We start from the raw sequence: 15,871 nt of genomic DNA, 5'->3' as shown, positions 1-15,871 counted from the left end.
CATCCTAGCGCCGCTTCAAGAAACGGCAGCAAGTGTTTGAATTTACTAACGCGGGGGCAGCGTTTCGTAGCACTTTGAGACGCGAGGTGCGTAAAAATCACGAAAGTGCAAAAAATGGATTTATGATGGTGCGAAATACTCAACACTCAGGGATTGAGTTCAACGCAACGCTGAGGGAATGCGTCATGACAAACAACATGAACAACGCAATTGCTGCGAATCTGGCACACATCAAAGCGCAGGCCGCAGACCTCCAAAATGTTCTGCCCCAGGCGCCCGACGATGGCCCCGAACCCGCCGCCGCGGGCGGTTTCGCGCAGCGCATGCGCGACGCGGTGAACAGCGTGAACACGCAGGACCATGCGGCCGGCCAGCAGATGGCGGCCGTGGACAGCGGCCAGAGCGACGACCTGGTCGGCGCCATGCTCTCCAGCCAGCAGGCCAGCCTGTCCTTCTCCATGCTCATGCAGGTGCGCAACAAGGTCGTGACCGCGGTCGAAGACCTGGTCAAGCTGCCGATCTGATGTCCGGGACCGCCACGTGATCGCCACCCTGAAGGCCGGAGTCCAGAACCTGCGCAACGTCGGCATGCCGGCCTTGCCGGTTGGGCTGTCCCGTTCGCTCTTGCCCATCCTGCTGCTGGCCGTCGGCCTGACGGCCGTGGTGATGATGCTGCTGTGGCGCGACGAGGCCGGCTACAAGCCCGTGTTCGGCGCGCGCGAGCGCATCGCGGCCTCCGACATGATGGCCGTGCTCGACGCCGAGGGCGTGCCCTACCGCCTGCACCCCGACAGCGGCCAGGTGCTGGTGCCGGGCAGCCAGCTGGGCCGCGTGCGCATGCTGCTGGCGGCCAGAGGCGTCACGGCCCAGCTGCCCGCCGGCCTGGAGCTCATGGACAAGAGCGACCCGCTGGGCGTGAGCCAGTTCGTGCAGGACGTACGTTTCCGCCGCGGGCTGGAGGGCGAGCTGGCGCAGAGCATCCGCACGCTGGACGCCGTGGAATCGGCGCGCGTGCACCTGTCGATGCCGCGCTCGACCTCCTTCGTGCTGGGCGACGGCGAGAAAGCCTCGGCCTCGGTGGTGCTGGCGCTCAAGCCCGGCCGCAAGCTGGCGCCCGAGCAGATCGCCGCCATCGTCAACATGGTGGCCGGCAGCGTCTCCAGCCTGGACGTGCAGCGCGTGAGCCTGGTCGACCAGGCCGGCAACCTGCTGTCCTCGCGCGTGGACCTGAGCCAGGGCTTCGACGCCGTGGGCGGTGGCGACGCCGCGCGCCGCCACCAGGACGCCACGCTGGCCAATGTGCGCGAGCTGCTGGGCCCCGTGGTCGGGCTGGACAACTTCAAGGCCAGCGTGACCGCCGAGGTCAGCGAGGACCGCATCGACGAGACCGTGGAGAAGCTGGGCGACAACCCGCGCATCACCTCCGAAGCCGTGCGCGACGAGCAGGACCGCAGCCAGTCCGCGCTGGGCGTGCCGGGTTCACTGTCCAACCGCCCGCCCCCGCCGGCCAACCCGAACGCGCAGGCCCAGGGCAACGCCCAGAACGCCGGCAACGACGCCACCGCGCGCCGCAACGCCACCACGCGCCAATACGCCTACGACCGCCAGATCCGCCAGATCCGCCACGCCCGCGGCCAGTTGGCCCGCCTGAACGTGGCGGTGGTGCTGAACAACGCCGCGGCGCCCGGCGGCAATGGCTGGACCGCAGAAGACCTCACGCGCATCGAGGGCGTGCTGCGCAATGGCCTGGGCATCAATGCCGAGCGTGGCGACAAGCTCGCCGTGTCGGCCCTGGCCTTCACCGCACCGCCCGAGATGGCGCCGTGGTGGAAGCAGCCCGACCGCGTCTACGAGTACGCCACGCCCGTGGCGTGGCTGCTGGGTGGCCTGCTCGCCTACTTCCTGCTGGCGCGCCCGCTGCTGCGCAGCGTGCAACAGCACCTGGCACCGAAGCCGGCCACGCCACGCCGGCGCAGCGAAGACGCCGACGTGCCGCCGCTGGCCGCGCTGGCCGGCCCGCAGGCCGCGCCCTCCGCCATGGCGGCGCTGCCGCCTGCGGCCGGCACCCAGATCCCAGTGGTCCCGCTGCTGGAGGACTACGACCTGCCGCCGCCCGGCTCGCCGGTGGACGTGATGGTCAACCACCTGCGCGTGCTGGCCGCCAAGGAGCCCGAACGCGTCGCCGAAGTCGTCAAACAGTGGGTGCAAAAGCATGGCCGAGCCGAATGAGTCCACTGCGCTGGCCGAAGTGCCGGCGCCCGCCCCTTCCAGCCCGATCGAGCAGGCCGCCATCGTGCTGCTGTGCATGGGCGAGGAGCCGGCCGCGGCCGTGCTGCGCCACCTCTCGCGCGAGGAGCTGCTGGAGGTCACGCAGGTGATGTCGCGCCTGTCGGGCATCAAGGTCGAGGCAGTCAAGCACGCCATGACGCGCTTCTTCGACAACTACCGCGAGCAGAGCGGCGTGCACGGCGCCTCGCGCAGCTACCTCAAGCGATCGCTCGACCTGGCCCTGGGCAGCCAGATCGCCGGCAGCGTGCTCAACAGCATCTACGGCGACGCCATCCGGCCCAAGATGCAGCGCCTGCAATGGGCCGCGCCCAAGTGGCTGGCCGAGCGCATCGCGCACGAGCATGTGCGCATGCAGGCCGTGTTCCTGTCCTTCCTGCCGCCGCCGCAGGCCGGCAGCGTGATCGAGAACCTGCCCGCACAGGACCGCGACCACCTGCTGATCGCCATGGCCCGGCTGCAGGAGATCGACAGCGAGCTGCTGACCGAACTGGACGAGATCGTCAGCCGCTGCCTGGACGAGATGGGCACGCAGAGCGCCGCCGTCGAGGGCACGCGCCAGGTGGCCGAGATCCTGAACCGCCTGCCGGGCGACAAGCGCCAGATGATCGAGGCGCTGCGCGTGCACGACGCCGAACTGGTCTCCAGGATCGAGGCCAGCATGTACGACTTCTTCATCCTCTCCAACCAGACCGAGGTGGTGCTCACGCGGCTGCTGGAGGAAGTGCCGCTGGAGCAATGGGCCATCGCGCTCAAGGGTGCCGAGCCCAGCATCCGCGACGCCATCCTGCAGACCATGCCCAAGCGCCAGGCGCAGAGCTTCCAGGACATCCTGCGCCGCGCCGGCCCGGTGCCGATGTCGCGCGTGGAGCAGACCCGCAAGGAGATCATGGCCCAGGTCAAGGCGCTCGCCGATGCCGGCGAGATCGAGATCCAGCTGTTCGCCGAGGCGACCGTCGAGTGACCGCCATGCAGCAACTGCGCAACGCCCGCCCCCACCGCTTCCCGCCCCTGGCCCAGGTGCAGGCCCGTGTGAGCGGGCCCGACGGCGGCGACGCCAGCCAGGCCTTCCAGCAGGCCATGGACCAGGGCTACGCCGAAGGCCTGCGCAGCGGCAAGGAAGCCGGCGAGGCGCTGGGCCACAAGAGCGGCCATGCCGAAGGCCTGCGCCAAGGCTCCGAGCAGGCGCGCCGCGAGATCATGGAGAGCTTCGACGAGAAGGCTGGCCCGGTCGACGCCATCCTGGAAGCCCTCAACAAGCTGCAGGCCGAGTACCAGGAGGCGCTGCGCGACGAGGTCGTCGAGCTGGTCGGCAAGGTTGCGCGCCAGGTGATCCGCTGCGAACTGGCGCTGCAGCCGCTGCAGCTGCTGACCATGGTGGACGAGACGCTGGCCACGCTGCCGCGCGTGCGTGCCCGCGAGGTCGAGGTCTTCCTGCACCCGGAAGACCTGCAGCGCATCACCGACCTGGACCCCGAGCGCGCCAAGAAGTGGAAGCTCCTGCCCGACACGCGGCTGGAGCCCGGCGAATGCCATGTGCGCGCCGGCCGCCACGAGGCCGACGCCGGCTGCCGCCAGCGCCAGGCCGCCGTGATGGACCAGGTGCGCGCCCAGCTCAAGGGCAAGGGCCGGCCCGAGGCCCAGCACGCGCTGGACGATGACGAAGACCTGCCGGCGGCGCCGGCCCTGCAGGTGGTGCGATGACCCTGCGTGCCGCCCTGCGCGATGTGGAGCTCGGCCAGGTGCCCGTGGCGCGGCCGACCGGCCGGCTGGTCGGCGCCTCCGGGCTGCTGCTGGAAAGCGCGGGCTGCACGCTGCACACCGGCCAGCGCTGCCGTGTCGAGACCGCGGCCGGCGACTGGGTCGAAGCCCAGGTCGTCGGGTTCCGCGAGGAGATCGCGTACCTGATGCCGTTCCGCGCCATCGAGGGCCTGGCCACCGGCGCGCGTGTGATGCCGCTGGCCGAACGCCGCCAGCCGCTGATCGGCCCGAGCTGGCTGGGCCGCATCGTCGACGGTCTGGGCGAGCCCATGGACGGCCGCGGCCCGCTCGGCGGCGAGCACCCGCTGGCGGCCCAGCCGCCGCGCGTGCACCCGCTGCGCAAGCAACCCGTGCACGAGCCGCTGGACGTGGGCGTGCGCGCCATCAACGGCCTGCTCACGCTCGGCAAGGGCCAGCGCGTGGGCCTCATGGCCGGCAGCGGCGTGGGCAAGAGCGTGCTGCTGGGGCTGATCACGCGCCAGACCGTGGCCGACGTGGTGGTCGTGGGCCTGATCGGCGAGCGCGGCCGCGAGGTGCGCGAGTTCATCGAGCGCTCGCTCGGCCCCGAGGGCCTGGCGCGCGCCGTGCTGGTCGTGGCGCCGGCCGACGAATCGCCGCTGATGCGCCTGCGCGCCACCGAACTGGCGCACGCCGTCGCCGCCCATTACCGCGACCAGGGCCAGCATGTGCTGCTGCTGGTCGACTCGCTCACGCGCTATGCGATGGCCAAGCGCGAGGTGGCGCTGGCCCTGGGCGAGCCGCCGGCCACGCGCGGCTACCCGCCCTCGGTGTTCAGCCAGCTGCCGCAGCTCGTGGAAAGCGCCGGCAACGGCGAGCGCGCCGAAGGCAGCATGAGCGCCATCTACACCGTGCTGGCCGAGGGCGACGACCAGCAGGACCCGGTGGTGGACACCGCGCGCGCCGTGCTGGACGGCCACATCGTGCTGTCGCGCGCGCTGGCCGAGCGCGGCCACTACCCGGCCATCGACATCGGCGCCTCCATCAGCCGCTGCATGAACCTGGTGGCCAGTCCCGCCCAGCAGCGCGCCGCGCTGCAGGTCAAGGAGCTGCTGGGCCGCTACGCCCAGGTGCGCGAACTGCTGCCGCTGGGCGCCTACGTGGCCGGCGCCGACCCGGCCACCGACCGCGCCGTGGCCGCCTTCCCGCGCATGGAAGCCTTCCTGCAACAGGGTACGCACGACGCCGCGCCCATGGCCGCCACGGTGGCGCAACTGGAAAGCCTGGTCCAATGAACGCGAACCACCCTGCCCCGTCCCTGAGCCGCCTGGCCGACCTGCGCGAACGCGAGGTCGAGCGCCGCCAGACCGAGCTGGCGCAGCAGCTGGCCGACGCCGAGCGGCGCCGCCGCAACCAGGAGCGGCTGGACAGCCTGTGGCGCACCAGCACCACCAGCGGCACCCTGTCGCCGCTGGCCTCGCTGAACTGCGCCAACTACAAGCAGAACGTGATGGAGCTGGCCGAGCGCCACCGCGGCGACCTGTCGCGCCAGGAGCAGGCCGTGGACCGGGCCCGGCTGGCGCTGCTGGCCGCCGCGCGCCGCCAGGGCGCCATCGACCAGGTGCTGGCGCAGCGCCTGCAGGAGCATGGCCGCGCGCTGCGCAGCGCCGAGCAGAAGGGCCAGGACGAGATCGCCCGCCAGAGCTGGCTGCGGAGGACGCCATGAGCCCTGCATCTGCACTTCATGGCCGCCGGGCAACGGTCGCCTTCTCCACGGGTAACCCCCGTCAAGGAGTCTGAAATGGCCGAAATCGATCCCACATCCATGGCCTCGCAACTGGCCAACCTGTACGTGGCCAGCGCCCAGAAGCAGCTGACCACCCAGAGCCAGGCTGCGCAGAGCACATCGACCGCGCTGACCAAGCTGCAGTCGGCGCTGAGCGCATTCGAGACCGCGCTCGGCGGCCTGGCCAGCCGCAGCACCGGCGTGGTGCAGCGCAGCGCCACGTTGAGCGGCGCCGGCACCGCCATCACCGCAGCCAAGGCCACGGCCCAGGCCGCACCGGGCAGCTACCAGCTCTTCGTCGAGCAGGTCGCCACCGTGCACCAGGTCGCGTTCGAGGACCTGCCGGCCGTGCCGGTGGCGCTCGGCGGCCCGCTCGTGGTGCAGTTGGGCGACGGCACCAGCTTTTCGGTCGACCTGACCATGGCCGACCAGAACAGCGACGGCACCATCTCGCATGCCGAGATCGCCCGCGCCATCAACATGGCCGAGGACAATGGCGGCAAGGTGGTGGCGAGCACCGTCACCAGCGGCAGCCAGACCCACCTGGTGCTGGGCGCCGGCAGCAGCGGCGCCGCCGGTGCGTTCACGCTGGACGCCAGCGGCCTGCCCGACGGCGCGCTGAAGACCGCACTGTCCGGCGGCCGCCAGCTGGTGGCAGCCCAGGATGCGGTGGTCTGGCTGGGTGCCCAGGGCACCGGCATCCGGCTGCAGCAGGCCTCCAACACCTTCACGGCCATCGAGGGCGTGACGCTGACGCTGGCCCAGCCCATGGCCAGCGGCAGCGCTCCCGCCACGGTGACGGTGGCCAATGACAACAGTGCCACGACCGAGAAGCTGCAGAGCTTCGTGACCGCCTACAACGCGCTGGAGAAGGCGCTGGACGAGCTCACCGCCTACGGCAAGGACGGCACCGCTTCGGCCGCGTTCGCTTCCGACACCGGCGTGCGCAACCTGCGTTCGCGCCTGGCGAATGCGCTGCGCATGGACGTGGACGGCGTGCGGCTCATGGATTTCGGCATCAAGACCAGCCGCGACGGCAGCATCTCGCTGGACAGCGCCAAGCTCGACAAGGCGCTGGCCGCCAACCCCGACAAGCTCGACGCGCTGTTCGGCAACACCGGCCTGACCACCGCCTCGGGCGTGCTGGGCGCGCTGCAGTCCGTGAGCGACAGCTGGACCGACACCAGCCAGGGCCAGATCAAGCGCCGCCAGGACAGCGTGCAGGTCACGCAAAAGCGCATCACGCAGCGCCAGGACCGCCTGGAACTGCAGTACGAGAACGCCTACCAGCGCTACCTGGCGCAGTTCACCCAGTTGCAGAACCTGCAGTCGCAGATGAGCGAGACCTCCAACCTGTTCAGCTCGCTGTCGACCACCACCTGAACCACCGCCGAGACCGACCTTGGACCACGACGCCTACCACCACTACCACGCCGTGAACCTGCACGCGCAGACGGCCAATGCCTCGCCGGTCCAGCTGGTGCTGATCCTGCTGGACGGGCTGCTCGAGGAGTTGGCGCGCACCCGCGCCCACATCGCCGCGCGCCGCTTCACCGAGAAGGCCCAGAGCCTGGACAAGTGCGTGGACATCCTGAACGGCCTGTCCAGCGCGCTGGACACCGACCGCGGCGGCGAGGTCGTCGACAACCTGGCCCGGCTGTACGACTACTGCAGCTGGCGGCTGTACCGTGCCGGCAGCGACCTGGAGCCGGCCATGGTCGACGAGGTCGCCGGCCTGCTGCGCACGCTGCGCGCCGGCTGGCAGGACGTGCAGGCGCAGGACCTGCGCCGCAGCACCGCGGGGGCCGCCCATGTCTAGACAGCAGCAGCTGACCCAGCTGGCCGCCCAGGTGCTGGGCGCGGCCCGCGCGCAGGACTGGCAGGCCGTGCAGCTGGCCGACCGCGCACTCGCGCGCGAGTTGCCGCAGCTGGCGGCGCTCGGCCCCTGGAGCGGCGCCGAACTCGAGGCGCTGGAGCGGCTCGGCACGGCCCACGCCATGGCGCGCGGCCTGTGCCGCGAAGCCAGCGAAGCACTGGAGCAGCAGATCGCCCAGTGGCGCGAGGGCCGCGACGGCTGGCTCGCCTACGCACTGCAGGACAGTGCATCCCCGCTCGAGGCCCGCCCATGAACACCCTGCCCCTGCCAGCCCTGCTGCCGCAGCAAGCCGCACAGCCCGCTGCGGCGCTGCTGGCCGTGCTCGCGCCCAGCGTTCCCATCACCGCCCTGGGCGCGGCAGCCGCCGCCCCTGCGCCAGCCCAGCCCGGCAGCTTCGACCGCACGCTGCAGCTGCTGCTGAACGCCGCCGCCGCGCTGCCGACGCCCGGCTCCGCCGCCCCTGCCCTGGCCGCGCCGGCGCAGGACGACACCGACACCAGCGCTGCCGACGCCGGCACCGCCCTGCAGTTCGATCCGGCGCTGGCCAGCCTGCAGCCGCCGCCCGCCATCGCCGTGCCGCTGCCAGCCGTGCTCGGCACGCCGGCCGAAGCGCCGCCGCGCCCGGCAGCCGCCGCGGCCGCAACCGTGGCCGTGCAGGCCGCCACCGGCGCAGCGCCAGCCCTGCCCGCCAGCGTCGCCGCGCCAACCCCGGCCGCCGTGGTGTCGCCGTTGCCAGCCGCCAAGCCCCAGGCCGCGCCGGCCGACAGCGCCACCACCTCCACCACCGCGCTGCCGCTGGAGCGCCCCAGCGTGGCCGCCGGCCTGGTGCCGGCAGCCGCCAGCGCGCCGCAGGACAGCGTGGAGCCGCGCACTGGCGAGGCCGCGCCGCAGGGCCGTGCGCCCTCCCTGATGCAGCAGCTCGGCGACCGCATCGCCGTGCAGATCGAGCGCGGCAGCGAGCGCGTGGTGATCCGGCTGGACCCGCCGCACCGCGGCCAGATCGAGATCCACATCCGCCAGGATGCCAGCGGCACCACCCAGGTGCAGCTCAGCGCCAGCCACGGCGACGTGGTGCGCCAGCTGCAGGCCATCGGCGACGGCCTGCGCCAGGAGCTGGCGCAGCGCCAGGGCGGCGATGTCAGCGTGCAGGTGGCGCAGCAGCAGGCCCGCGGCGATGCCGAAGGCCGCCAGCGCCAGGGCGAGCAGCGCCAGCAGCAGCCCGGCCGCGCACTCGATGAACAGAGCGAAGCCGGCCAGCACTTCGCGCACTTCGCACTCGCGACGGACCGCTCATGACCAAAGGCAAGCTCATCGCCATCATCGCCGGTGCCGTGCTGCTGACCGCGGGCGCGGCCGGCGGCGGCTTCTGGTGGTGGCAGCGCGGGCACAGCACCGAGGCCAAGGCCCCGCCGCCGCCCAAGCCCTCGACCTTCCGCTATGTCACGCTGGACAAGGTCATCGTGATGCTGCGCAGCCAGGCGGGCGACCCGCTGGCGCACTACATGGCCGTGGACGTGGTGTTCAAGGCCGACGACCCGGTCAAGGAAAAGGCCGTCAAGGACCAGCTGCCGCTGCTGCGCAGCGTCACCGTGATGGCCTTGTCCGAGTTCACGCTGGAGAAGGCCGGCGGGCTGACCATCGAGCAACTGACCACCGAGGTCAACGCCGCCTACAAGGCGCGCTACGCGGCCGACAGCATCGAGCAACCCTTCTCCGAGGCCTTGATCAGCAAGCTGATCATCGAGTGAGCATGGACCTGCGCGACGGATACGCCGAACTGAAGGGAGCTGCAGAGCGCGGCGCGGCTGCGCTGGAGCAACAGCAGCTGCTGGCCTGGCTGCCGCTGGTCAAGCGCATCACGCGCCAGCTCTCCTCGCAGATCGGCGGCGCCATCGACCGCGAAGACATGGAGCAGATCGGCCTCATGGGCCTGCTGGAAGCGCTGCGCCGCTACGGCGAGCCGGATGCCAAGTTCGCCGCCTTCGCGGCGCTGCGCGTGCGCGGCAGCATCCTGGACGAGCTGCGCCGCCAGGACTGGCGCCCGCGCAGCGTGCGTCAGGACAGCCACAAGCTGCGCGACGCCGAACGCGCGCTCACGCGCAGGCTGGGCCATGCGCCCAGCGAGGCCGAGCTGCAGTCCGAGCTGCACATCTCGGCCGACGAGCTGCAGGAGCACCGCCTGGCCGAGAACGCCGAGCTCTTGGTCAGCTTCGACGAGATCGTCGAGGAACTGCACCGCCTGCCCTCGCAAGGCCAGTCGCCCGAGGCCGCGCTGATGACCCGGCGCAGCATCGAGCAGGCGCTCGCGGTGCTGGACGCGCGCGAGCAGCGCGTGGTGCAGCTGTACTACGAGTTCGACCTGAGCCTCAAGGAAATCGCCGCGGTGCTGGGCCTGACCGATGCCCGCGTGTGCCAGATCAACAAGGGCGCGCTGCGCAAGATGAAGGACTTCCTGAAGGAAGCCTGACCCGGGACCCCACACCATGCAATTCCTAGTCGGCCTGCTGATCATCGCCGTCACCGTGTTCGGGGGCTTCATGTTCCACGGCGGCCAGATGAGCGTCATCTGGCAACCGGTCGAAATCGTCATCATCTGCGGCGCCGGTGCCGGCGCGCTGGTGATCGGCAACCCCAAGCACGTGCTCGGCGAGCTGTGGTTGCAGGTCAAGCACAGCCTGGGCAAGCGGCGCGACGGCAACGAGTTCCACCGCCAGCTGCTGCTGCTCATGTACGAGCTGCTGCAGACCGCCGCCGGGGGCCTGAAGGCGCTGGACGCGCACGTCGAGGCGCCGCAGGAAAGCGACATGTTCAAGCGCTACCCGCTGGTGCTGGCCGACCCCAAGCTGCTGGCCTTCATCGTCGACAACTTCCGCCTGATGGCCATGGGCAAGATCAGCGCGCACGAGCTCGAAGGCGTGCTCGACCACGAGATCGAGGCCATCCACGAGGAGCTGAACCAGCCGCAGAAGTCGCTGCAGAAGATCGCCGAGGCCATGCCCGGCTTCGGCATCGTGGCCGCCGTGCTGGGCATCGTGATGACCATGGCCGCCATCGGCGAAGGCGCCGGCTCGGCCGAGGTCGCCGCCAAGGTGGGCGCGGCCATGGTCGGCACCTTCATCGGCATCTTCATGTGCTACTGCCTGCTCGACCCCATGTGCAACATGATGAAGCAGCTGGTGGCCGAGGAGATGTCGATGCTGGAGATCGTCAAGGTCGTCATCGTCACGCACGTGGCCGGCAAGCCGCCGCTCCTGGCCATCGACGCCGGCCGGCGCCTCGTGCAGCTCAACACAAAGCCCAGCTTCGCCAAGCTGGAGGGCTGGATCAACGCGCTGACCGGCGGCGGCGAGCCCGAGCCGGCGCGACGCGCTGGCGACAGAGCCTGACATGAACACCGCCGCCAAGGCCGACAAGGGCCATGCCACCATCATCAAGAAGGTGTCCAAGAAAGGGCACGACGAGGCCCATGGCGGCGCCTGGAAGGTGGCGTTCGCCGATTTCGTGCTGGCGCTCATGTGCCTGTTCCTGGTGCTCTGGATCCTGGCCGCGCGCAGCTCCGAGGAGGCCGTGGCCGACCTGCGGCGCACCCAGGGCGGCAAGCTGTTCGAGGACGGCGGCAGCCTGATCGCCAAGCTCGACCAGCAGCGCGGCAGCCTGATCCCGCGCGAGCCCGTGCCCGCGCAGAGCGACACGCTGCAGCCGCGCAAGGCCTATGCCAACGGCGACACCAACAAGGCCGGCCAGCCCAACCAGACCCAGCCCGACCAGCCACCTGCGCGCCGCTACGAAACCGCCGCCGACCTGCGCGAGCTGGCCGTGGTGATCACCCGCATGGCCGACGACACGGGCCTGGCCAGCAACCTGCAGAACATCATCACGCCCTACGGCCTGCGTGTGCTGCTGCACGACACCGACCGCTTCGGCATGTTCGAGCGCGGCAACGCCTACCCGACCGAGCGCTTTCGCAAGCTCTTGCGCCAGCTCGGCCCGGTGTTCGCGCAGGTCGAGAACCAGATGCTGATCGTGGGCCACACCGACTCCACCCCGTTCTCGGGCGTGGAGACCTATCCGGGCTCGCTGTCGAACTGGTCGCTGGCCAACAACCGCGCCATGGCGGCGCGCTTTCACATGATGGCCGGCGGCATGCCGACCACCAGCGTGCTGCAGGTCATCGGCATGGCCGACCGCGCGCCGCTGGACCTGTCCCGTTCCGACGCCGACGTGAACCGCCGCATCGAGCTGCTGGTGCTGACCGCCGAGCATGCCCAGGCCATCCGCGCCATGTTCGGTCCGCCCGCGGGCAGCACGCTGTTCGTGCCGGGCGCCGACGCGGTGATTCCCGAGCGCAGCGCGCTGCAGGCCCTGCGCGAGCGCCTGGGTGCGCGTTGAGGAACGGCCATGGAAACCAGAACCCGAGGATTGCGCATGAAGATCACCAGCTCCGGCACGCCCGCCACCCCGGCCGTCGGCCCGGCCAGCGCCGCGCCTGCGCCCGCCGCACCGCACGGTGCCGTGGCCAGCAGCGGAGCGTCGGCCACCGGCGCGCTGCTGGCCACCGCACGCGCACAGCTGCAGCAGATGCCCGAGATCGACGCCGCCCGCGTGGCCGAGATCCGTGCCGCGCTGGAGCGCGGCGAGCTCGGCTTCGATGCCGGCAAGCTCGCCCAGCTCATCGAGCGCTACCACGGGAGCCGTGGATGACGACGTCCGCCGCCGCCACGCCGGCCGGCGCAGCCCGCCTGCCGCGTCCGGCCATGGAGCGGCTGCTGCGCGATGTGCAGGCCGACCTGGCCGACTACGCCGAACTGCGCGCGCTGCTGGACCAGCAATTCGCCGGCGCACTGCGCCACGACGCCCAGGCCATGGAGCCGCTGGCCGAGGCCCTCGTCGCCGTGGTCGACCGGCTCGATGCGCGCCGCCTGTTCCGCGACGGCCTGCTGGCGCGGCTGAGCGGTGGTGCCGCGCCCAGCGTGCCGGCCCTGCTGGCCCAGTGGCCCGCCGCGCAGCGCGCGGCAGTGCAGGCTCTGTGGGACCGGCTGGCGCAGGCCGTGCAGGACTGCAAGGCCCTGAACCTGCGCAACGCCCGCCTGCTGACCGAGCAGCACCAGTTGCTCACCCGCGTGCTGCACGGCAAGGAGGACCCGCTCTATGCAGACGCCTGACTTCGCCTCCAGCACGGCGCTGCGCGCGCTGGCACCGACCGCGCCCACCGCACCGGCCCCGTCCTGGGCTGCCGGCGGCAACGCCGTGCAGGCTGCCAGCTTCGCCAGCGCCATGCGCAGCGCCCAGGCCGAGATCACCGAGATCGTGCGCAACGGCTGGAACCAGAGCGAACTGCCGGCACTGGGCACCGAGGGCCTGCTGCGCCGCGCAGCCGCCCTGCAGGCCGCCGCGGTGGACGGCGCGCAGGGCCAGGCCCTGCCCCTGCTGACGCCGGCCCTGGCGCGCACCCCGCTGCGCACCACCGGCGCGGCCGCGCTGCCGCCCGGCCAGGCGGTGCCGGTGGCCGCGCAACAGGACTTTCTGCAAACCATCGCGCCCTGGGCGCGCGAAGCCGGTGCCGCACTGGGCGTGGCGCCCGAGCTGGTGGCCGCGCATGCCGCGCTGGAATCGGGCTGGGGCCGGCGCCCGCTGCGCGGGGCCGACGGCGGCGACAGCCACAACCTGTTCGGCATCAAGGCCAGCGGCGGCTGGCGCGGTGCCAGCGTGCAGGCACTGACCACCGAGTACGAAGGCGGCGAGGCCCAGAAGACCACCGAGGCCTTCCGCGCCTACCCCAACCATGCCAGCGCCTTCCGCGACTACGCCCAGCTGCTGCAGAACAGCCCGCGCTACCAGGACGCGCTGAACACGGGCAGCGATGCCGCGGCCTTCGCCCAAGGCCTGGCGCGTGGCGGCTACGCCACCGACCCCGACTACGCGGACAAGCTGGCGCGCGTGGCGCGCCAGGTGCGCGCGCGCAGCGCTGTCGGCGAATGACGCAGACCCCAAGGCATCAGGACCCGCCCATGTTCTCCGGCTCGACCAGCCCCTCCTCCAGCACCCTGGCACGGATCACCTTGCCGGTGGTGGTGTTGCGCACGCGCACGACCTGGCGCGGCCTGCCGTTCTCCAGCGCCTCGCCGGCCGCGCTGACCTCCACGCCGCCGTTGCGCGCGCGGATGGTCACGCTGTCGCCGCGCTTGACCAGCACGGGCGCCGACAGCCAGCGCGCATGCAGCGCCTGCCCGGTGCGCAGCGTGCGGCTGCTGGACTGCGCGATGGCATCCTCGGGCAGGTTGACGGCGCCGGCCAGGTCGGTCAGCTTGCGCCGCTCGATGGCCAGGTCCTCGGCCTGCAGCGCGCGGTTGGCCGGCACGTCGCGCGCGGCCACCACGACCAGCGCCGAGACCGCGGCGCGCACCACCCATTCGCGCTGCCAGCCTTCGCTGCCGGGGCAGACCACGGCAAAGCGCATGCGCGCGATGGAGCGCGTCTCCAGCGCGTCCACCGTGAGCGGCTCGGCGCAGGGCGGCAAAGGCTGCGGCAACCGGGCCACGGCCTTGACCTCGAACACGGGCTCGGCCAGGGCGCGCTGGTCGGCCTGCTCGACCAGCCAGTCGCGCGCGGCCTGCTCGACCAGGTCTTCCATGCGCGCCGGCACGGTGGCCAGTGCCACCAGCGGCAAGGCCACGGCCAGACCAAACGACCAGATGGATCGACGAAAGGGGATGTGATGGGACTTCAATTCGACAAGGCCCTGGGCCTGCATGCGGACGCCTTGCGGCTACGCGCGGATCGTACCAAGGTCCTCGCTTCGAACCTGGCCAACGAAAGCACGCCGGGCTACCAGGCGCGCGACGTGGACTTCGCGCAGGCGCTCAGCCGCGCCAGCGGCGACGACCCGTTCGCGGTGCTGGACAGCGGCGCACCCGAGCTGATGTACCGGCTGCCGCAGCATGCATCGCAGGACGGCAACACCGTGGAACTCGGTGTCGAGCAGGCTGCGTTCTCGCAGAACGCGGCCGATTTCGCGACCAGCCTGCGCTTCGTGGACATGAAGCTCAAAGGGCTGGCCAAGGCCATTGCAGGCCAGTGAGGAGGACACCATGAGCTTTCGCGCCATCGCCCAGATCGCCGGTTCCGCCATGTCGGCGCAGACCGTGCGGCTGAACACCATCTCCAGCAACCTGGCCAACGCGCAGAGCGCCGCCGGCACCGAGGCCGACGGCTACCGCGCGCGCAAGCCGGTGTTCGCGGCCATCGCCCAGCTCGGCCAGGGCACCCAGTCGGCCGGCAGCCGCGTGCAGGTGCTGGACGTGGTGGAGAGCCCCGAGCCGCTGCGCCGCGTGCACGAGCCGGACCACCCGCTGGCCAACGCCGACGGCGATGTCTTCTATTCCAACGTCAACTCGGTGGCCGAGATGACCGACATGCTGTCGGCCTCGCGCGCCTTCGAGACCAATGTCGAGGTGCTGAGCCGCGTCAAGTCGATGCAGGCCTCTCTGTTGCGCCTCGGAGAAAGCTGAACCCCATGGTCACCACCGTCAACAACCAGACCGCGAGCGGCAGCTCGGCCAATGCCGGCCTGCCCAGCATCGCCTCCGCCCTGGGCGGCGACATCTCCGACCTGTTCGTCAAGCTGCTGGTCGCGCAGATCCGCAACCAGAACCCGCTGGAGCCGACCGACCCCGCCGCCTTCGTGGGCCAGCTCTCGCAGCTGAGCCAGGTCGAGGCGCTGCGCCTCTTGGCCGACCAGGGCACGGCCAGCGCCAGCGCCATGGCCAGCATGCAGGTGATCTCGCTGGGCTCGCAGGTCGGCACCGATGTCACGGTGCAGACCAGCCAGGTCCAGCTGGACAAGGAACCGGTGCAGGTCGACTTCACCCTCTCCAGCCCCAGCACCAAGACCACGCTGGTGCTCACGGGCACAGGCGGCAAGAAGTTCAGCATCGAGCTGGGCACGCGGCCGATCGGCACGGTCTCCACCGCGGTCGACCCGGCCGCGCTGGGCATCCCGGCCGGCAGCTATGCGCTGAGCGTCGAAACCAGCACCAAGGAAACACCCGCCACCAGCGTCACCGGCCTGCTGGGCAATGTGCAGATCGGCAGCAACGGCGCCGCCATGGTGCAGGTCGCCGGTGTCGGCCAGGTCCCCGCTTCGTCCCTCGTCGGCTTCCACGGCCGCCCCACCACCCCGATCAACTGAAGTCCTGAGGAGAACG

Annotated in this window: 21 protein-coding genes; 20 read left to right on the top strand and 1 reads right to left on the bottom strand. The window is 71.3% G+C overall.

Features of this window, described 5'->3' with window-relative positions:
* Positions 1 to 197 precede the first annotated feature (197 nt).
* The 17 genes from ACSQ4M_RS20215 to flgJ all read left to right on the top strand — a co-directional run bounded on the left by ACSQ4M_RS20215 (position 198) and on the right by flgJ (position 13,646).
* On the top strand, positions 198 to 524 hold the full coding sequence (locus ACSQ4M_RS20215) for a flagellar hook-basal body complex protein FliE (RefSeq protein ID WP_235581011.1): 327 nt from the start codon (positions 198 to 200) through the stop codon (positions 522 to 524).
* 16 nt (positions 525 to 540) lie between these two features.
* Positions 541 to 2,229: a flagellar basal-body MS-ring/collar protein FliF gene (fliF, locus tag ACSQ4M_RS20210; RefSeq protein ID WP_436191211.1), complete on the top strand. Its 1,689-nt coding sequence runs from the start codon at positions 541 to 543 to the stop codon at positions 2,227 to 2,229.
* Positions 2,213 to 3,250, top strand: a complete 1,038-nt coding sequence (locus ACSQ4M_RS20205) for a FliG C-terminal domain-containing protein (protein WP_436191210.1) — start codon at positions 2,213 to 2,215, stop codon at positions 3,248 to 3,250. Before fliF ends, ACSQ4M_RS20205 begins: the two co-directional genes overlap by 17 nt.
* A 5-nt stretch (positions 3,251 to 3,255) precedes the next feature.
* The gene (gene fliH, locus ACSQ4M_RS20200; protein ID WP_436191209.1) at positions 3,256 to 3,990 is read left to right on the top strand and encodes a flagellar assembly protein FliH; all 735 of its coding nucleotides are present in this window, start codon (positions 3,256 to 3,258) and stop codon (positions 3,988 to 3,990) included.
* Positions 3,987 to 5,300, top strand: a complete 1,314-nt coding sequence (gene fliI / locus ACSQ4M_RS20195; protein WP_436191208.1) for a flagellar protein export ATPase FliI — start codon at positions 3,987 to 3,989, stop codon at positions 5,298 to 5,300. Before fliH ends, fliI begins: the two co-directional genes overlap by 4 nt.
* A complete protein-coding gene (locus tag ACSQ4M_RS20190) occupies positions 5,297 to 5,731 on the top strand; it encodes a flagellar FliJ family protein (protein WP_056668703.1) in 435 nt (144 codons plus the stop codon). Before fliI ends, ACSQ4M_RS20190 begins: the two co-directional genes overlap by 4 nt.
* 75 nt (positions 5,732 to 5,806) lie before the next feature.
* A complete protein-coding gene (gene fliD / locus ACSQ4M_RS20185) occupies positions 5,807 to 7,174 on the top strand; it encodes a flagellar filament capping protein FliD (protein WP_436191207.1) in 1,368 nt (455 codons plus the stop codon).
* Positions 7,175 to 7,193: 19 nt separating this feature from the next.
* Complete coding sequence (gene fliS, locus ACSQ4M_RS20180) at positions 7,194 to 7,610, top strand: flagellar export chaperone FliS (RefSeq protein ID WP_436191206.1); 417 nt, start codon at positions 7,194 to 7,196, stop codon at positions 7,608 to 7,610.
* On the top strand, positions 7,603 to 7,920 hold the full coding sequence (locus ACSQ4M_RS20175) for a hypothetical protein (RefSeq protein WP_436191205.1): 318 nt from the start codon (positions 7,603 to 7,605) through the stop codon (positions 7,918 to 7,920). The genes fliS and ACSQ4M_RS20175 overlap by 8 nt, the downstream gene beginning before the upstream one ends.
* Positions 7,917 to 8,963 carry a flagellar hook-length control protein FliK gene (locus ACSQ4M_RS20170; RefSeq protein ID WP_436191204.1) on the top strand — a complete coding sequence of 349 codons (1,047 nt, stop codon included), beginning with the start codon at positions 7,917 to 7,919 and terminating at the stop codon, positions 8,961 to 8,963. The genes ACSQ4M_RS20175 and ACSQ4M_RS20170 overlap by 4 nt, the downstream gene beginning before the upstream one ends.
* Positions 8,960 to 9,415, top strand: coding sequence for a flagellar basal body-associated FliL family protein (locus tag ACSQ4M_RS20165; RefSeq protein WP_436191203.1), 456 nt, complete (start codon positions 8,960 to 8,962; stop codon positions 9,413 to 9,415). The genes ACSQ4M_RS20170 and ACSQ4M_RS20165 overlap by 4 nt, the downstream gene beginning before the upstream one ends.
* Before the next feature lie 2 nt (positions 9,416 to 9,417).
* Positions 9,418 to 10,134 (top strand): FliA/WhiG family RNA polymerase sigma factor, encoded by a 717-nt coding sequence (locus ACSQ4M_RS20160; protein ID WP_436191202.1) that lies wholly within the window; start codon positions 9,418 to 9,420, stop codon positions 10,132 to 10,134.
* Between the two features lie 16 nt (positions 10,135 to 10,150).
* On the top strand, positions 10,151 to 11,053 hold the full coding sequence (gene motA / locus ACSQ4M_RS20155; protein ID WP_436191201.1) for a flagellar motor stator protein MotA: 903 nt from the start codon (positions 10,151 to 10,153) through the stop codon (positions 11,051 to 11,053).
* A 1-nt stretch (position 11,054) separates the two neighbouring features.
* Positions 11,055 to 12,056: a flagellar motor protein MotB gene (locus tag ACSQ4M_RS20150; protein WP_436191200.1), complete on the top strand. Its 1,002-nt coding sequence runs from the start codon at positions 11,055 to 11,057 to the stop codon at positions 12,054 to 12,056.
* A 36-nt stretch (positions 12,057 to 12,092) separates the two neighbouring features.
* On the top strand, positions 12,093 to 12,368 hold the full coding sequence (gene flgM / locus ACSQ4M_RS20145) for a flagellar biosynthesis anti-sigma factor FlgM (protein WP_436191199.1): 276 nt from the start codon (positions 12,093 to 12,095) through the stop codon (positions 12,366 to 12,368).
* On the top strand, positions 12,365 to 12,829 hold the full coding sequence (flgN, locus tag ACSQ4M_RS20140; RefSeq protein ID WP_436191198.1) for a flagellar export chaperone FlgN: 465 nt from the start codon (positions 12,365 to 12,367) through the stop codon (positions 12,827 to 12,829). Before flgM ends, flgN begins: the two co-directional genes overlap by 4 nt.
* Positions 12,816 to 13,646, top strand: coding sequence for a flagellar assembly peptidoglycan hydrolase FlgJ (flgJ, locus tag ACSQ4M_RS20135; RefSeq protein WP_436191197.1), 831 nt, complete (start codon positions 12,816 to 12,818; stop codon positions 13,644 to 13,646). Before flgN ends, flgJ begins: the two co-directional genes overlap by 14 nt.
* 16 nt (positions 13,647 to 13,662) lie before the next feature.
* On the opposite strand, the gene flgA is transcribed toward flgJ, so the two are convergent.
* Positions 13,663 to 14,340: a flagellar basal body P-ring formation chaperone FlgA gene (gene flgA, locus ACSQ4M_RS20130; RefSeq protein ID WP_436191196.1), complete on the bottom strand. Its 678-nt coding sequence runs from the start codon at positions 14,338 to 14,340 to the stop codon at positions 13,663 to 13,665.
* A 42-nt stretch (positions 14,341 to 14,382) separates the two neighbouring features.
* On the opposite strand from flgA, the gene flgB reads away from it, so the two are divergent.
* Genes flgB through ACSQ4M_RS20115 form a run of 3 tightly spaced genes read left to right on the top strand, consistent with a single transcriptional unit; the run spans position 14,383 to position 15,855 of the window.
* On the top strand, positions 14,383 to 14,745 hold the full coding sequence (flgB, locus tag ACSQ4M_RS20125) for a flagellar basal body rod protein FlgB (protein WP_114469552.1): 363 nt from the start codon (positions 14,383 to 14,385) through the stop codon (positions 14,743 to 14,745).
* A gap of 10 nt (positions 14,746 to 14,755) precedes the next feature.
* Positions 14,756 to 15,175, top strand: a complete 420-nt coding sequence (gene flgC, locus ACSQ4M_RS20120) for a flagellar basal body rod protein FlgC (protein ID WP_189690833.1) — start codon at positions 14,756 to 14,758, stop codon at positions 15,173 to 15,175.
* 5 nt (positions 15,176 to 15,180) lie between these two features.
* A complete protein-coding gene (locus tag ACSQ4M_RS20115; RefSeq protein WP_436191195.1) occupies positions 15,181 to 15,855 on the top strand; it encodes a flagellar hook capping FlgD N-terminal domain-containing protein in 675 nt (224 codons plus the stop codon).
* Positions 15,856 to 15,871 lie beyond the last annotated feature (16 nt).

It is taken from the genome of Pseudorhodoferax sp. LjRoot39 (assembly GCF_964253035.1).
Taxonomy (GTDB): Bacteria; Pseudomonadota; Gammaproteobacteria; order Burkholderiales; family Burkholderiaceae_C; genus Pseudorhodoferax.
The sequence above is the reverse complement of the archived record's forward strand: the minus strand, read 5'-3'. Positions and strand labels throughout refer to the sequence as shown.

What these genes read in the sequence shown, in the direction of transcription:
- ACSQ4M_RS20215 (WP_235581011.1), top strand. Translation starts at nt 198, where the DNA reads ATGAACAACGCAATTGCTGCGAATCTGGCACACATCAAAGCGCAGGCC.
- ACSQ4M_RS20205 (WP_436191210.1), top strand. Translation starts at nt 2,213, where the DNA reads ATGGCCGAGCCGAATGAGTCCACTGCGCTGGCCGAAGTGCCGGCGCCC.
- fliH (WP_436191209.1), top strand. Translation starts at nt 3,256, where the DNA reads ATGCAGCAACTGCGCAACGCCCGCCCCCACCGCTTCCCGCCCCTGGCC.
- fliI (WP_436191208.1), top strand. Translation starts at nt 3,987, where the DNA reads ATGACCCTGCGTGCCGCCCTGCGCGATGTGGAGCTCGGCCAGGTGCCC.
- ACSQ4M_RS20190 (WP_056668703.1), top strand. Translation starts at nt 5,297, where the DNA reads ATGAACGCGAACCACCCTGCCCCGTCCCTGAGCCGCCTGGCCGACCTG.
- fliD (WP_436191207.1), top strand. Translation starts at nt 5,807, where the DNA reads ATGGCCGAAATCGATCCCACATCCATGGCCTCGCAACTGGCCAACCTG.
- ACSQ4M_RS20175 (WP_436191205.1), top strand. Translation starts at nt 7,603, where the DNA reads ATGTCTAGACAGCAGCAGCTGACCCAGCTGGCCGCCCAGGTGCTGGGC.
- ACSQ4M_RS20170 (WP_436191204.1), top strand. Translation starts at nt 7,917, where the DNA reads ATGAACACCCTGCCCCTGCCAGCCCTGCTGCCGCAGCAAGCCGCACAG.
- ACSQ4M_RS20165 (WP_436191203.1), top strand. Translation starts at nt 8,960, where the DNA reads ATGACCAAAGGCAAGCTCATCGCCATCATCGCCGGTGCCGTGCTGCTG.
- ACSQ4M_RS20160 (WP_436191202.1), top strand. Translation starts at nt 9,418, where the DNA reads ATGGACCTGCGCGACGGATACGCCGAACTGAAGGGAGCTGCAGAGCGC.
- motA (WP_436191201.1), top strand. Translation starts at nt 10,151, where the DNA reads ATGCAATTCCTAGTCGGCCTGCTGATCATCGCCGTCACCGTGTTCGGG.
- ACSQ4M_RS20150 (WP_436191200.1), top strand. Translation starts at nt 11,055, where the DNA reads ATGAACACCGCCGCCAAGGCCGACAAGGGCCATGCCACCATCATCAAG.
- flgM (WP_436191199.1), top strand. Translation starts at nt 12,093, where the DNA reads ATGAAGATCACCAGCTCCGGCACGCCCGCCACCCCGGCCGTCGGCCCG.
- flgN (WP_436191198.1), top strand. Translation starts at nt 12,365, where the DNA reads ATGACGACGTCCGCCGCCGCCACGCCGGCCGGCGCAGCCCGCCTGCCG.
- flgJ (WP_436191197.1), top strand. Translation starts at nt 12,816, where the DNA reads ATGCAGACGCCTGACTTCGCCTCCAGCACGGCGCTGCGCGCGCTGGCA.
- flgB (WP_114469552.1), top strand. Translation starts at nt 14,383, where the DNA reads ATGGGACTTCAATTCGACAAGGCCCTGGGCCTGCATGCGGACGCCTTG.
- flgC (WP_189690833.1), top strand. Translation starts at nt 14,756, where the DNA reads ATGAGCTTTCGCGCCATCGCCCAGATCGCCGGTTCCGCCATGTCGGCG.
- ACSQ4M_RS20115 (WP_436191195.1), top strand. Translation starts at nt 15,181, where the DNA reads ATGGTCACCACCGTCAACAACCAGACCGCGAGCGGCAGCTCGGCCAAT.